The sequence below is a fragment of the Alteromonas sp. BL110 genome, assembly GCF_003443615.1.
Lineage (GTDB): Bacteria > Pseudomonadota > Gammaproteobacteria > Enterobacterales > Alteromonadaceae > Alteromonas.
Window position 1 is genome coordinate 596,057 of the sequence record NZ_CP031967.1, and the last position, 15,634, is coordinate 611,690.

The following is a 15,634-nucleotide window of genomic DNA, read 5'->3' on the forward strand; positions in this document are numbered from 1 at the left end:
CTTTAGCGTTTTTGCCAAATAAGCATATGGTTATTGGCGGGCATGTCGATTATGTCTCGCAAGCTTAACTCGCCTGCCCAAGCGGTAAGCTCATTGATATCGCGGTAGCCTCCATAGCCTCGCTCTAGCAGCGAAGCGTGGAAGGCTTGGTTACTTTCAGAAGTAAATTTGCCGCTGTGTGTAAAAGGGCCATACTGACAGAATATGCCCCCTTTGGGTAAGTGCAACGCGACCGATGCCATTAGTAGCTTTGCCTCTTCTTTCTGCATAATATGTGCAGTATTTGCCGTAAAAATGCCGTCTACGTCGAGACTGGGAAAGTCATCTTGCCCAACGGTAAATGCTATGGGAGGTTTCACATTCCCCGTATTTGAATCACTCAGCCACGCGGCAATGCCTTCGTGATAGTGTGGTTGATCGCTTGTGTGCCAAATAAGATGGGGTAAGTGTTCAGCCAAAAATACAGCGTGTTGCCCCGTGCCGCTTCCTATCTCTAATACTTGTCGGCAGTTCGCAAAAGCTTGCTCAAGCACGCCTAAAATAGCGCGCTTGTTGTTCTCACAGGCCTGACTAAAAGGCTTATCTATTTGCATACACTTTCCCTGCCTCGTCAGCATTAATCACTTAAGTTAGGACCCAGCCACTTCTCGGCTTCTTCTAAGGTCCAGCCTTTACGTGTAGCGTAATCTTCTACCTGGTCGGCTTGAATTTTAGCAACGGCAAAATATTTCGAGTCAGGGTGAGCAAAATACCATCCGGATACCGATGCGCCCGGCCACATCGCATAGCTTTCGGTAAGCTTCATACCTGTGTGCTGCTCTGCTGACAATAAATCCCAAATAAGCTGTTTTTCAGTATGCTCTGGACACGCAGCGTAGCCCGGAGCTGGACGAATGCCTTGGTATTTTTCACGAATCAGCTCTTCATTGCTTAGTGATTCGTCAGCGGCGTAACCCCAGTAATGCTTGCGCACTTGCTCGTGCAGATATTCCGCAAACGCTTCGGCTAATCTGTCTGCCACTGCTTTGACCATTATGCCGTTGTAGTCGTCGCCAGCTTGAATATAACTATCAGCAAGCTCGTCTTCACCTATACCACCTGTAACTGCGAAAGCACCTACATAGTCGCTTATGCCACTCGATTTCTCAGCAACAAAGTCTGCCAGACAATAGTTGGCAAATTTGTCTTTTAGCGTTTGCTGACGCAGATGATGAGCAACGCCTTGAACCTCACTTCTAGATTCATCGGTATAAATCTCAACATCGTCATTAACGCGGTTAGCGGGGAACAAACCAATAACGCCTTTTGCCTTAAGACTGTTATCTTCAATAATTTTATCCAACATGGCGTTGGCATCATTAAATAATGACTGGGCCTGCTCACCTACTACTTCATCTTTAAGTATACGCGGGTACTTTCCTGCTAAAGACCAAGTTAAGAAGAAAGGTGTCCAGTCAATGTAGTTACGTAACGTAGCTAAATCGGCTGTTACCGGTGTAACACCTAAATTCGCAGGTTTTACAGGCAAAGTCGTAAAGTCTGGCTTAAAGGCGTTTTCTCTAGCCTTAACTAATGTCACTGGCTTGCTACGCGGCTTTTTACGGGCGTGCTGTTCACGTACCGTATCGTATTCTTTGGCCAGTTCTTGTGCGTAAATATCGCGAGACGCTTTATTTAAAAGACGCTGACATACGCCAACGGCTCTACTTGCGTTTGGAACGTAAGCCACAGGCGCATGGTAATTTTGTTCGATTTTTACCGCTGTGTGCGCCTTTGATGTGGTTGCACCGCCAATAAGTAAGGGGATATCAAAGCCCTGACGCTCCATTTCTTTAGCAACGTGTACCATCTCGTCTAGCGAAGGGGTTATAAGACCAGAAAGGCCAATCATATCTACATTTTCATCTTTAGCTGTCTGTAGAATTGTTGCGGCCGGCACCATCACGCCAAGGTCAATCACTTCAAAGTTATTACACTGAAGCACCACGCCTACAATATTTTTACCAATATCGTGAACGTCACCTTTTACCGTAGCTAGAAGAATTTTACCGTTGCTTTTAGCGTCGTCCGACTTTTCTTCTTCAATATAAGGCTGTAAATGGGCAACCGCTTTTTTCATAACGCGGGCCGACTTTACTACTTGCGGAAGGAACATCTTACCTTCACCGAATAAATCCCCTACTACGTTCATGCCATCCATTAATGGCCCTTCGATAACGTGTAGCGGACGCTCAGCTTGCTGACGCGCTTCTTCGGTATCTTCAATAATGTAATCGGTGATGCCTTTAACAAGCGCATGCTCTAAACGCTTATTCACTTCTTGCTCGCGCCAGCTTAAGTCTTCTTTCGCGGCGGCCTTACCATCACCTTGATAATTAGGGGCAATATCAAGCAAGCGCTCTGTGGCATCACTTCTGCGATTTAGAATCACGTCTTCAACCGCATCTCGAAGTTCAGCGGGAATTTCGTCATATACCTCTAGCTGACCGGCATTAACAATAGCCATATCCATACCAGCGCGAATAGCGTGGTACAGAAATACAGAGTGCATAGCTTCGCGTACTGGGTTGTTGCCCCTGAACGAGAAAGAAATGTTAGAAAGGCCACCAGAAATATGGGAGTACGGACAGGTTTTACGTATCTCGCGGGTAGCTTCGATAAAATCAACCGCGTAGTTATCGTGCTCTTCAATACCCGTCGCTACTGCAAAAATATTGGGGTCAAAAATAATATCTTCAGGTGGAAAGCCGATTTCTTCTGTCAGCAGCTTATAGCTGCGCTGACAAATCTCAACTTTGCGGGCTTGTGTATCGGCCTGGCCAGTCTCGTCAAACGCCATAACTACGGTTGCAGCACCATAGCGCTTTATTAGCTTGGCTTGGTTTAAGAAGAGTTCTTCCCCTTCTTTTAAGCTAATAGAGTTAACGATGGCTTTACCCTGCACGCATTTTAGCCCGGCTTCGATAATTTCCCATTTAGACGAGTCGATCATGATGGGTACACGGCTAATATCGGGCTCAGAGGCAATCAGGTTTAAAAAGGTGATCATGGCCTGCTTTGAATCAAGCATGGCCTCGTCCATATTGATATCAATGATTTGAGCACCGTTTTCTACCTGCTGTCTTGCGACATCAAGTGCGGTTTCATAATCACCTTCAAGAATAAGACGTTTAAAGCGAGCAGAGCCTGTAACGTTGGTGCGCTCACCGATATTAATAAATGTAGAAAATTCTGCGCTCATTATGCCCTCCTAGTGTACAAACGGCTCTAGGCCTGACAAACGCATTTTAGGTTCAAATACAGGTACCTTACGCGGCGCAATACCTTCAACCGCATTGGCAATATCGCGAATGTGCTCTGGGGTACTACCGCAACAGCCACCAACAACATTTACAAGCCCGGATTGCGCCCATTCTTTGATGTGTTCGGCCATTTCAGGCCCTTCCATATCGTATTCACCAAATTCGTTAGGCAAACCTGCATTAGGGTGTGCGGATATGAAGCACTCACTCACATTAGCAACTTCATCTACGTATTGACGCAATAGGTCTGGCCCCAGTGCGCAGTTTAAGCCGAAGGAAAACGGGCTAATATGTCGCATTGAGTAGTAAAATGCTTCCGCGGTTTGCCCAGAGAGCGTACGCCCTGAAGCATCAGTGATAGTACCTGATATCATCACGGGTAAAGACATACCTAGTTTTTCAAATACCGACTCTACGGCGAATGCTGCCGCTTTGGCGTTTAACGTATCGAAAATAGTTTCAAGCATGATTAAGTCAGCACCGCCTTCAATGAGAGCTTCGGTAGATTCGCTATACGCTTCCACTAATTCGTCGAACGTGACATTGCGCTTACCTGGGTCGTTAACATCAGGTGAAATAGACGCCGTGCGGTTTGTGGGACCTAACACACCGGCCACGAAGCGAGGTTTATCAGGTGTTTTTGCAGTGTACAGGTCAGCCGCTTTGCGCGCTAACTTAGCCGCAGCCACATTGATATCGCGAGATTGTGCCTGCATATCATAATCGGCCATAGCGATAGTAGTCGCGTTGAAGGTATTCGTTTCTATAATATCCGCGCCAGCTTCAAAGTAATCACAATGAATCTGGTAAATAATGTCTGGCTGGGTAAGCACCAATAAATCGTTGTTACCCTTTACGTCGCAGTGCCAGTCGGCAAACTGTGTTCCGCGATAATCTTCTTCTTCCAATTTGTGGCGCTGGATCATGGTTCCCATTGCACCGTCTAATATAAGAATGCGCTGTTTTGCGGCTTCTGTAAGCGTTGCCTGCGCGTTTGAATTTGTTTTTTGGCTCACGTGCTACCTCTTTGGCTGTGGCTTTTCAGCAAGCTGACTTAAATCGAAAGGCGTGGTCTGGTAGACATAATAATTCAGCCAGTTAGTAAACAAGAGGCTGCCGTGTGAGCGCCACTGTACAATAGGAGACTTGGCTGGATCATCCCCTTCAAAATAATTTTTGGGTACTGCTGGGGTTTGACCCGCGGCGACGTCGCGTAAGTACTCGTCTTTAAGCGTATCAGGGTCGTATTCTGGATGCCCTGTTACAAATACCATACGCTTATCTTCTGACGCCACAATATAAGCGCCTACATCCTCAGATTCTGCTACCACATTTATACCATCAACACTGTTATAGAGAGAGGTATCGATATGTCCATAACGAGAATGTGGCGCATAGAACGTTGGGTCAAAGCCTCTTAATAGTTCGTTATTAGGATCGTTCACTTTATGTTTAAAGACACCTGAAAATTTTTCGTCTCTAAGTTCTCGAGTAATACCATAAAAGTGATACATAGCGGCATGAGCAGCCCAACATAAATACAGAGTAGAATTAACGTGACGCTGTGCCCATTCCAATATTGTGGTCATGGTTTCCCAATACTTCACTTCTTCATAATCAATCAGCGCAAGGGGCGCGCCAGTAACAATAAGGCCGTCGTATTTCTTATTGGCTACCGCTGAAAAGTCGTGATAAAAGGCATCCATATGCGACTGAGGGGTATTTTTTGGCGCTTGATTATCAATTCGAATCAAGTCTACGTTTATTTGTAACGGCGTATTCGACAACAGGCGAAGTAATTGGACTTCTGTTTCTATCTTGTTCGGCATCAAATTGAGAATGCCGACTTCAAGGGGACGAATATCCTGATTGGCAGCCCTATCCATGTCCATGGTGAAAATATTTTCACCTAGTAGTACATTCTGTGCGGGTAACTGCTCAGGAATACGAATTGGCATAGAGGACTCCAGTGATAAATTACAATACCTGTATTGTGTCTATTACTGGCAATATGTCAACATCTTTACGTCTAGACGTCTAAACGTTTTCTTTTTAAGGCGTGCTTATGAATACCAAACAACTAGCAGTTTTGTTTATGCACCATCATTAACATCTCGGCTTCGGCGCGGGGAATGTCACAGGCCTCGATTATTTCCTCAATGCTAGCGCCTTGCTTAACTAAGTCTGCAGCGCGCTGATATAGACGTAGTGAAGGGTCTTGCAGCTTGAGTTCACGAAGCTGATTTTCTATATCGGCTTGCTTTTCATCTAGCTCTTGAAGATGGCGAGTAATGACCAGAGTGCGTGCTTGCGCCTCGGTTTGTTGATTATTTGCATTTTTTGCGAGCGCCTCAATTCGCGCAATAGCAGAGGTACTATTTTTATCACTATCGCTTAAAGCTGTACGTAACTGCTTAACGTGCGAATAGAGGATACTTACCGCAACAGCAAGCACAATGATAAAACCGCACAAAATAAGTTCAATTAAGGTAGGTGCAGCAAGCTGCCAATCCATGGACGTAACCCTTGGGGAAATCTAGGCGGCATCGACAATACTTACCGCCTATTCATTTTATTTAGATACTGCTAAGCTCATCCCACTCTTCGTCGCTTAGCAATTTATTTAAATCAACAAGAATAAGCAGTTCGCCATCACGATTGCTAACGCCTTGGATAAATTTAGCACTTTCTTCAGTACCAACGTTAGGTGCGCTGTCGATTTCTGAAGATTTTAAGTACACCACTTCGGCGACGCTATCCACTAAGATACCGACAACCTGTTCGTCAGACTCAATAATCACTATACGAGTGTTGTCTGTGATTTCCGTTGGTGGAAGCCCAAAACGCGCACGGGTATCAATGACGGTTACCACGTTACCACGCAAGTTGATAATACCAAGCACATAATCGGGCGCACCGGGTACAGGGGCTATTTCGGTATAACGCAGCACTTCTTGTACTTGCATTACGTTAATACCGTAAGTTTCTTCACCTAAGCGATACGTCACCCATTGAAGGACTTCATCGTTACTGTCGCTAGCGTTATTATTCATTCTTTCGTCGCTCATGAACCTGGCTCCCAATACTATGGCGTCTGGTCGTTACTGCCTAAGCCTTTGTTAAGCATAGATATTAATTCTTCAACGTCAATTAACGCACACATTTTTTCTTTAACCATCCCTGCTAACCAGGGACGTTTACCTGTGGACTCGCGCCATTTTACGTCATCGGTAGTCAAATTGACCGTGTTTACAAGCTTTTCGCTTGCTAGTCCCCACGCACTCTCTCCTAACATTATAAGATATCGGTAGTTGAGCGATTGTGCGAGGTTTTCATCGTATTTTTCTGGCATTACCCATTTTGCAGAGTCAACAACACTTAGTTTAGACTCTCTGTGCAACATTACACCCATAAACCAGTCAGGTTTTCCAAATAAAGGGCCTATTTTTTCAATTTGGTGGATGCCCCCTAGCGAAGTTAAGGGAACCGCTAGTGTAAGCCCTGCAACCTCAAAGAATAGCGCCTGAAAGCGGAAACCGAGAGTATCCTTTAGTGGAATTTTTAAACTCTTAGGAGCACTTACCTCACTTTCTTCTTCAGTCTTAACAGGTACATCAACCGATGAATGCTGCTTTTCGCTATCAATCGTCTGTGAATTTCGACTTTCAATTAGCGAAGAAACCTCTTGTGCTAACGCTTCTTCCTTATTGACATGCGCTTCACTATCGCTATCCGTTGAGACGAGCGTTGACTCAGCCATTCGCTGAGAGGCCTGCTCAAGCAATTTTGCCGTACGCGCAGTGACATCTTCAGGAGTTTCAGGCTCTTTCAGAAGACTGTCTAGGTATGCCTCCATTACTTCTTCACGGGCAAATGGCGATTGCTTGCTCATGGTCTTGTTATTTCTCCAATACGGCTAACAGTTTATCGTAGGCATTTACACCTCTTGTCTTAGGATACGCAGCAGAGATAGGAAGCTGTACCAGACTCGCATCCCTAAAATGAGTATCCACCGGGATGACACCTTCCCATACACGTTCACCGTAATCACTCATTAAACGCTTTCTCGACGCTAGTGCGGCGTTTGTTCGTTTATCGAACATAGTAGGAATAATTAGGGTATCAAAAGACTTATCTAATGAACGCCCCATTATTTCCATAGTGCGTATCATTCTATCTAAGCCTTTAAGCGCCAAATATTCTGTCTGAGTCGGAACAATAACCTTATCACATGCCGCTAGGGCATTAACCATTAGCACTCCCAAAACAGGGGGGCAGTCGATGATAGCAAAGTCGAACTCACTGGCTATTTTAGCAAGTGCTTTTTTTAGCACTAAGCCCATCCCCTGCTCGCTTCCCATGGTTCTGTCTAACGTCGCTAATGCCATGGTAGCGGGTAGCACATATAGATTGTCGAGCTTTGTAGGACTGAGACAGTCCATTACATTATCGGCAGTAATCTCGTTAGACTTAATAAAAATGTCGTAAACAGAATGGCTTGTCGCTTCTGCATCAATACCAAAATAGTAACTAAGCGATGCGTGGGGATCGGTATCTATCATAAGCACTCGCTTGCCCTTTTGAGCGAGCAAGCCGCCAAGGCTTACGGTTGTAGTAGTTTTACCTACCCCGCCTTTTTGATTTGCCACAGTCCACACTTTCATAATTACTGTTCCATTACTGTTCAAACTGCTATCGCATTTCGGTTTGAACGCAACTGCTTATATCATCAATATTAATGTTTTTACTCGATATATTAGCCACAGCGACAGCTTGAGGCATACCGTAAACCACACAGGAGTCTTGGTCTTGCGCCCAAATAGTCGCGCCCTTATCCTTGAGTATTCGACAACCCTCTCTACCATCTGCCCCCATACCCGTTAAGATGATACCAAGCACGTCGCCCCCATAGACTTTAGCCAGCGAGCTAAAGGTCAGGTCTACACTTGGCTTATAATTCACCTTATCAGACTGGCTTGCATCAACGATGGAAATTCGCTTTTTGCTACCGATAGATTCAAGCAACATTTGCTTTCCTCCAGGGGCAAGATAAGCGTGCCCAGGTGCTAAAATATCGCCATGCTCTGCTTCTTTCACTTTAATTTTACAGTTAGTATCTAAACGCTGTGCAAATGCAGTAGTGAAAGTCCCGGGCATATGCTGCACGAGTAAAATAGGGTAAGGAAAATCTGCAGGTAATGGAGAAAGCACTTTTTGAAGTGCAACCGGTCCACCTGTGGACGCCCCAATAGCTAAACATCTGTACTGTTTACCCGTTGCTCTCACTGAGGAAACGGTAGGCTGCTTGTCGGCGCCTCTATGACCAGAAAGCAAACCCGATGTTTTGAAAAAAGCTTGTTTGGGCGCGTTGTCAGGAAGTTTTCTCGTCTCTGCTGTGCGAAGAGATGGGCGCTTCACGCCCAGACCTCTTCGCGCGATCAACCTGACTTTAGTGCAAAGTAATCGCGACGCATCTTTTCTATCTTTGGCTATGTCTTCGAATTTCTTGGGTAAAAAATCGAGCGCGCCAGCTTCCAACGCATCTAGCGTTGCCTGCGCGCCATGATGTGTTAATGATGAAAACATTAAAATCGGCGTCGGACGTTTATCCATAATAGCCTTAACGGCCGAAATACCGTCCATAACAGGCATTTCAACGTCCATTGTTATTACATCAGGCTTAAGAGCTTCCGCTTTGTCTAATGCATCACGTCCGTTTCTTGCTTCACCTATAACCTCGAGTTCTCTATCCCCTTCGAGAATTTCTCTTACTCGACGGCGATAAAAAGTCGAGTCGTCCACGACTAGGACTTTAAAGACCATGGATTATCATTCCTGTTAATTCATCGCCTTACTTGATAGGTTTACGCGCGTACCGTTTGAGCAGGCTCGGAACATCTAAAATTAGGGCAATTCCACCGTCTGAAGTAATTGTTGCGCCCGCCATACCAGGCGTACCCTGCAACAATGCATCAAGTGGTTTAATAACAACTTCTTCCTGGCCTATCAGCGCGTCTACGACAAATCCAACTTGCTGCGTACCAATTTGTACCACAACAACATGCCCCTTTTCTTTGTTAATGTTTTTAGGGCCTCGGATTAGCCATTCGCCAAGGAAGAACAATGGGATTGCTTTTGAACGAACTATCATTGTTAGCTGGCCATCCACCGTATTGGTCTTCTTGATGTCCATGTTTATTATTTCGTTCACCGCACCTAATGGTAACGCAAAGGTCTGTTTTCCTACAACAATCATTAGTGTGGGTAGGATCGCAAGCGTTAACGGTACCTTGATATCTAAACGTGTACCTTTTCCTAACTGCGAATCTATATTGATGGTACCGTTGAGCTGGTTAATCTTAGTTTTAACCACATCCATGCCCACACCACGACCAGAAATATCGCTAATTTCGGTTTTAGTAGAAAAGCCTGGTGCAAAAATAAGGTTAAACGCTTCAACATCAGACATGCGAGCTGCTGCGTCTGCGTCCAATACGCCACGGCTAATGGCAATTTCTTTTAGCTTCTCGGCATCCATACCCTTACCGTCGTCTTCGATGGTAAGAAGAATATGATCGCCTTCTTGAGATGCTGAAAGCTGAACCGTACCCATGCGAGGCTTACCTGCCGCTGCACGGTCGTCCGGCATTTCTATTCCGTGGTCGACAGAGTTTCTCACCAAATGCACTAGCGGGTCGGCCAATGCTTCAACCAAGTTTTTATCTAAATCTGTCTCTTCACCTACAAGCTCTAAGGTAATTTCTTTCTTTAAGCTTCTAGCTAGGTCACGTACAACACGAGGAAATCGGCCAAACACTTTCTTAATAGGCTGCATGCGGGTTTTCATTACCGCACCTTGCAAGTCACCCGTCACTACATCTAGGTTAGCAATGGCCTTTGACATACTCTCGTCATTGCTGTTGATTCCCAAACTTATCAGTCTGTTTCTAACGAGTACGAGTTCGCCGACCATATTCATAATTTGATCTAAACGCTTAGTATCTACACGTACTGTGGTCTCAGCAGGTGGTGGAGCAGGTGCCCCTTTTTTATCATCTTTCTTGGCAGGCGCTTTTGGCGCAGCTGCTTTGCTCGCTTTTGCTGGACTCGTTGCACTAGGTGCAGGCTTCGCCTTAGGCGCAGCTGCAGCGCTTGACGCTGCTTGCTTTGCTTTTTGAACTGCTTCGGTAGCCGCTTTGTCTACATTAGGTTCAGGTGCCGATGGAGCAGAGTCTTGTTTAGTTGGCCCTTGACCGGAGCCGTGAAGCTGATCAAGCAGCGCTTCAAATTCATCGTCGGTGATTTCTTCGTCACCTGCACTATTTGCCGGGGCAGCTGCTGATGCTGCTTCTGGAGCGCTTTTTTCGTCCCCACCAAACTGACCTTTTCCGTGCAGGTCATCTAACAGCGCTTCGAACTCTTCATCAGTAATATCATCACTGTCTGTGCTCGCCGCTGGTGCTGTCGTTTGTGCAGGCTCTGCTTTAGCTGACGCCGACTTCCCTGGTGCACCACCTCCGTGAAGCTCGTCAAGGAGAGCCTCAAACTCATCTTCAGTGATTTCTTCTATACCGCCGCTATTTTCAGTGGTATCCGATGGCGCAGGCACTGGTTCGTCTATAACTAATTCTGGCTCTTCTGCAACGACCTCGGGCTCAGCCGCGCTTGCATTATCAAAAATGTTTTCATCTGGAGATTCTGGGCGGCTGAGTTTGTGTAACACATCGACGAGTTGTGCATCTGCAGGCTCTAAAGGCTCCTGAGCTTTCACTCGTTCAAACATTTCAACTACCACATCAGTGGCTTGCAAAATGATATCCATTAACTCAGGCGTTAGCGTTCGTTGGCCGTTGCGCATGACGTCAAAGACGTTTTCAGCACCATGACAAATCTCCACTAACTCAGTAAGAGAAAGGAAGCCCGCTCCCCCTTTTACTGTGTGATAGCCGCGAAAGATTGCGTTAAGCAAATCCGCGTCTTCAGGATTGTTCTCAAGATCAACGAGCTGTTCTTGTAATTGTTCAAGTATCTCTCCAGCTTCAACTAGAAAGTCCTGTAATATTTCCTCGTCAACATCAAACGACATGCACCCGCTCCCCTAAAAACCTAAGCTAGACAGAAGATCATCCACATCATCTTGACCTGAAACGACGTCATCTCGTTTTTCAGCATCAATAATTGGGCCTTCTGCCTCTACACCATCAACCTTATCGGCCTTAACGCTGGATGGTTTAGTTTGTTCTGCACCGTCACGTTCGCCAAACATAGTAAGCATGTTTACAAGGCTTTCTTCGACTTCTTTAACCAAGTCGATAACGCGACGAATCACCTGTCCAGTTAAGTCTTGATAACCTTGTGCCATCAAAACTTCAGTAAGTAACTGTGTAAGTTTAGCTGACTGATTCGAACCGTCTTCCAACAATTCGTCTAAGTCTGCACATAAAACCTTAAACTCACCCAACTCAATCTGGCGGTTCATCAGCTTTTTCCACTCTGGCATAACCTTTTCGATTCGCTCTGCGAGCAATTCAGCGATGGGCATGCTTGCCTCAACGGCATCCATAGTAGTATTAGCAGCTTTTTCGGTTTCTTCAATTACGTAGGTAAGGCGGGACTGAGCATCAGGGATATCATCTGTCGCCAAATTTTTGATGCGGTCGTCTATTTGAAAGTTGTTTAAAGCGTCGTGGAGTTGACGCGTTAGCTTTCCTACTTCAGCGAATAACTCAACGTTTTCTTTCATTGAGACAGCTTCAAGTAGTGCGTTAGCTGAAGCTTTGTCACCTTCTTCAAGAAAAGTGACAAGTTGCTTTGCTTCTTCTAACGATATTGGAACGTTTACATTCGTTGACATCCAGTAAACCTCATTTATCTGGTGAGCGTCTGGATCAACCTAAACGTTCGAATATTTTATCTAGTTTTTCTTTGAGCGTTGCGGCGGTGAAGGGTTTAACAACGTAGCCATTCACACCCGCTTGGGCAGCGGCTACAATCTGTTCCTTCTTCGCTTCGGCGGTCACCATAAGCACTGGCAGATGCTTAAGTTTGTCATCGGCTCTAATCGCGCGGAGCAGATCTATGCCCTGCATACCAGGCATGTTCCAATCAGTAACAACGAAGTCGAAATCGCCTTGTTGTAACATAGGTAATGCGGTGCTTCCGTCATCCGCTTCCTGGATATTGGCAAAACCCAAATCTTTAAGCAGGTTTTTGATGATTCGTCTCATGGTTGAAAAGTCATCGACCACGAGAATTTTCATGCTTTTGTCCAAAATAGCCTCCACTGAGGGGTTAATTGTTATTAATTTCTATTCTTCGTCAGCTTGCCACGATTTCATTCGTGATTTGAGTTTTAACATGGCTTGACTATGAATTTGACTGACTCTCGACTCACTTACGTCAAGAACCTCGCCTATTTCTCTTAAGTTTAGTTCTTCATCATAGTAAAGTGAAAGAACAATTGCTTCTCGCTCCGGTAATGTCGTTATTGCATGGGCCAGCGCTTTTTGAAATGCGCCCTGCATTAAATCTTCTAACGGTGCATCACTGCCTCGACTTTGCTCAGTAGTGATCACATCTTCCGACACACCTAAATCTTCAATGCCCACCAACTTTCCAGCATTTACTTCATTGAGCATCTGGTGATAATCCTGCAAGCTCACATTGAGCTTGTCAGCAATATCGGAATCTCGTGCGTCGCGCCCAGTTTCACTTTCCACCTGGGATATCGCTTCAGTTATCGCGCGACCATTTCGGTGAACAGAACGTGGCGTCCAATCACCTTTGCGTATTTCGTCCAGCATGGCACCGCGAATGCGGATACCTGCAAAGGTTTCAAAGCTGGCGCCTTTTGACCCATCAAAGTTTCTAGCGGCCTCTAGCAAACCAATCATGCCTGATTGAATAAGGTCATCAACAAGAACACTCGCAGGCAGGCGCGCCATCAAATGGTGCGCAATACGCTTAACCAGAGGCGCATGTCTTTCGACTAATTGCGATTTATCTGTTTGCTGTTGATAAGCGGCTGCCTTGCTGTTCAACGTTGACTTCCTACGGCTTTTTCTGCAACTAATTGTTCAATGAAAAATTCTAAGTGGCCACCGGGCTGAGCTGGAATAGGCCAAGTAAGCGCCCTGTTTGCTAACTTAGTTATCGCTACGGCTGCAGGAGAGCCAGGAAAAGCATCAACAATCGCAGTTTGCTTACGCACCGCTTTGCGAATATTCTCGTCAAATGGCACCGTTGCCACTAATTCTAGTGCAACATCGAGAAAACGCCCCGTCACTTTACTTAATTTGCTAAATAATTCCTGTCCTTCTCGCACATCGCGAACCATATTGGCCACAACTTTAAAGCGAAAAACACCGTGTTCACGGTTAAGGATTTTTATCAGCGCATAAGCATCAGTTAACGATGTTGGCTCATCGCAAACCACCACCATGATATCCTGGGATGCTTTAGAAAAGCTTAATACCATATCTGAGATGCCAGCCGCGGTGTCGACAATTAATACGTCTATTTGAGAACGCAGCTCGCTAAACGCTCTTATCAAGCCAGCGTGCTGTGTGGGTGAAAGTTCTGCCATTGACTGGGTACCAGACGTGGCAGGAGCAATCTTAATACCGTGAGGGCCGGTTACTAAAACCTCGTCCAACGTGCACTCACCAGAGAGTACGTGAGATAGGTTTTTCTCAACTCGTAGGCCTAACATCACATCTACGTTTGCAAGACCAAGGTCCGCGTCAAGAACCATTACACGCTTGCCCTGCTTCGCCATGGCGATAGCAGTGTTAAGTGTAATGTTTGTTTTACCTACGCCACCTTTACCACCAGTGACGGCGATTACTTTGATTAACCGTGATTGCTTCATTTTTCTTAAGCTACTCGCTTGATCGTCAATCATACTGCTTATGCTGTTTTAATTGCGTTGTTACCACTAGTATGATTCAAACCGTACTTTTTATAAAGCTTTGCAGCAGCGGAAACCAAAGATTTCGCTTCTGCAATCTTAATGTCTTCAGGCACTTTTTGACCATCGGTGACATAACTAACCGGTAGTTGGTATTCAACCGCTGCACTAAGTACCTCTCCTAAAGAGTAGCACTCATCTAACTTTGTGAAAATACAGCCACTTAGTTCAATATCGTCATACGCTTGAATGATTCTCTGCAAAGCCGGATATTGCGTATTGGCTTGCGCAACCAAATATTTTTTAACTTTTGGCATTTGGCCACTGTCGAACTGCTTAATTTGCTTAATTAATCGACTATCACGCTGACTAAAACCTGCTGTATCAATCAATATTAGTCGCTTATGACGAAGTTGAAACAATAAATCTGCAAGTTCTTCACTAGTTTGCGCTTTTCGCACAGTACAGCCAATAATTTTTCCGTATGTCGCGAGCTGCTCATAGGCTGCAATTCTATACGTATCAATGGTTATCATAGCCACCGATTCTGCACCGTATTTCTGCGCGTAGCGGGCGGCCAACTTTGCAACAGTGGTTGTTTTACCTGTACCAGTAGGCCCAACTAGCGCAACGGCACCTTGTGAACTAAGTATATCGTTTCCGGTCACATTTATGCGATTAGCCAATAGGTTAAGAAGATATACCCATGCGTCACGTTCGTTGTAATGAGCCGGTGTGTAGCTAATAAGCTGTGTTGCAAGTGCACTACTTAAACCCATATCGGTTAATCGCGTGACCAAGTATTGATGAACAGGTTTTTGACGCTTATTCTTCGCTTCCATCAAATCCGCAACTTGATACTGTAATACGTCGCGAAGTGAAGCTAACTCTTCTTTGATTTGAGCCAGTTCAGCAGACTGAGATACTGGTGTTTCACCCATACTTGACGCCTGGTGCTCAGGAAAAGTCTCTTGCTCGACAACATCTTGAGCTGGCGATTGTGTGCCAAGGTCGTCGATAAACGCTTCTGAAAAATCTAAGTGAGATGCAATTTCGTTGGCGTGCTTAGCGTTCGCTGACATAGGCTGTGTTGGTTGGGCAGAACTGCTGGCTTCTGCGTTTCCACCATGCTGCTTTTCCAGCAACGCTCTTAAGCTGTCAGGACCGTCGTCACCAATAATTTCACTTAAGCTAGGCACAGACTTTTGGCCAGGCGTTTTTGCCGCAGCTTGCGGTGCCGCCTTAGGCGTGAAAAGCTTAGCTTCAGGCTCTTTGTCGTAGGCTGCTACAAGCTCGATGCCGTCAGCGACTTTGCGATTCGACATGATCACCGCATCGCTGCCCAACTCAGCTTTAACTTGGCTTAGCGCCTCACGCATATCTTTGCCGAAGAAACGTCTAATTTTCATTGCAACCTCTCCAA

Annotated in this window: 15 protein-coding genes; all 15 read right to left on the reverse strand. The window is 45.6% G+C overall.

Features of this window, described 5'->3' with window-relative positions; genetic code table 11:
* Positions 1–2: 2 nt before the first annotated feature.
* Positions 3–593 (reverse strand): DUF938 domain-containing protein, encoded by a 591-nt coding sequence (locus D1814_RS02655; protein ID WP_118489971.1) that lies wholly within the window; start codon positions 591–593, stop codon positions 3–5.
* A gap of 23 nt (positions 594–616) precedes the next feature.
* A complete protein-coding gene (gene metH / locus D1814_RS02660; protein ID WP_118489972.1) occupies positions 617–3,241 on the reverse strand; it encodes a methionine synthase in 2,625 nt (874 codons plus the stop codon).
* Positions 3,242–3,250: 9 nt separating this feature from the next.
* On the reverse strand, positions 3,251–4,318 hold the full coding sequence (locus D1814_RS02665) for a homocysteine S-methyltransferase family protein (protein WP_118489973.1): 1,068 nt from the start codon (positions 4,316–4,318) through the stop codon (positions 3,251–3,253).
* A 3-nt stretch (positions 4,319–4,321) separates the two neighbouring features.
* Positions 4,322–5,260 (reverse strand): homoserine O-acetyltransferase MetA, encoded by a 939-nt coding sequence (metA, locus tag D1814_RS02670; protein ID WP_118489974.1) that lies wholly within the window; start codon positions 5,258–5,260, stop codon positions 4,322–4,324.
* 122 nt (positions 5,261–5,382) lie between these two features.
* Positions 5,383–5,817, reverse strand: coding sequence for a DUF2802 domain-containing protein (locus D1814_RS02675; RefSeq protein WP_118489975.1), 435 nt, complete (start codon positions 5,815–5,817; stop codon positions 5,383–5,385).
* Between the two features lie 61 nt (positions 5,818–5,878).
* Positions 5,879–6,370, reverse strand: a complete 492-nt coding sequence (locus D1814_RS02680; RefSeq protein ID WP_118489976.1) for a chemotaxis protein CheW — start codon at positions 6,368–6,370, stop codon at positions 5,879–5,881.
* Between the two features lie 17 nt (positions 6,371–6,387).
* Positions 6,388–7,194: a chemotaxis protein CheW gene (locus D1814_RS02685; RefSeq protein ID WP_118489977.1), complete on the reverse strand. Its 807-nt coding sequence runs from the start codon at positions 7,192–7,194 to the stop codon at positions 6,388–6,390.
* A gap of 7 nt (positions 7,195–7,201) precedes the next feature.
* Positions 7,202–7,966, reverse strand: a complete 765-nt coding sequence (locus tag D1814_RS02690) for a ParA family protein (RefSeq protein ID WP_118489978.1) — start codon at positions 7,964–7,966, stop codon at positions 7,202–7,204.
* A gap of 28 nt (positions 7,967–7,994) precedes the next feature.
* Positions 7,995–9,125, reverse strand: coding sequence for a protein-glutamate methylesterase/protein-glutamine glutaminase (locus tag D1814_RS02695; RefSeq protein WP_118489979.1), 1,131 nt, complete (start codon positions 9,123–9,125; stop codon positions 7,995–7,997).
* A gap of 28 nt (positions 9,126–9,153) precedes the next feature.
* Positions 9,154–11,388, reverse strand: coding sequence for a chemotaxis protein CheA (locus tag D1814_RS02700; RefSeq protein WP_118489980.1), 2,235 nt, complete (start codon positions 11,386–11,388; stop codon positions 9,154–9,156).
* 12 nt (positions 11,389–11,400) lie between these two features.
* Complete coding sequence (locus tag D1814_RS02705; RefSeq protein WP_118489981.1) at positions 11,401–12,156, reverse strand: protein phosphatase CheZ; 756 nt, start codon at positions 12,154–12,156, stop codon at positions 11,401–11,403.
* Between the two features lie 34 nt (positions 12,157–12,190).
* Positions 12,191–12,574: a chemotaxis response regulator CheY gene (gene cheY, locus D1814_RS02710; protein WP_025254383.1), complete on the reverse strand. Its 384-nt coding sequence runs from the start codon at positions 12,572–12,574 to the stop codon at positions 12,191–12,193.
* Between the two features lie 36 nt (positions 12,575–12,610).
* Positions 12,611–13,342 carry an RNA polymerase sigma factor FliA gene (locus tag D1814_RS02715; RefSeq protein ID WP_118489982.1) on the reverse strand — a complete coding sequence of 244 codons (732 nt, stop codon included), beginning with the start codon at positions 13,340–13,342 and terminating at the stop codon, positions 12,611–12,613.
* Positions 13,339–14,205 carry a MinD/ParA family protein gene (locus D1814_RS02720; RefSeq protein WP_118489983.1) on the reverse strand — a complete coding sequence of 289 codons (867 nt, stop codon included), beginning with the start codon at positions 14,203–14,205 and terminating at the stop codon, positions 13,339–13,341. The genes D1814_RS02715 and D1814_RS02720 overlap by 4 nt, the downstream gene beginning before the upstream one ends.
* Positions 14,206–14,210: 5 nt before the next feature.
* Complete coding sequence (flhF, locus tag D1814_RS02725) at positions 14,211–15,620, reverse strand: flagellar biosynthesis protein FlhF (RefSeq protein WP_118489984.1); 1,410 nt, start codon at positions 15,618–15,620, stop codon at positions 14,211–14,213.
* Positions 15,621–15,634: the final 14 nt, after the last annotated feature.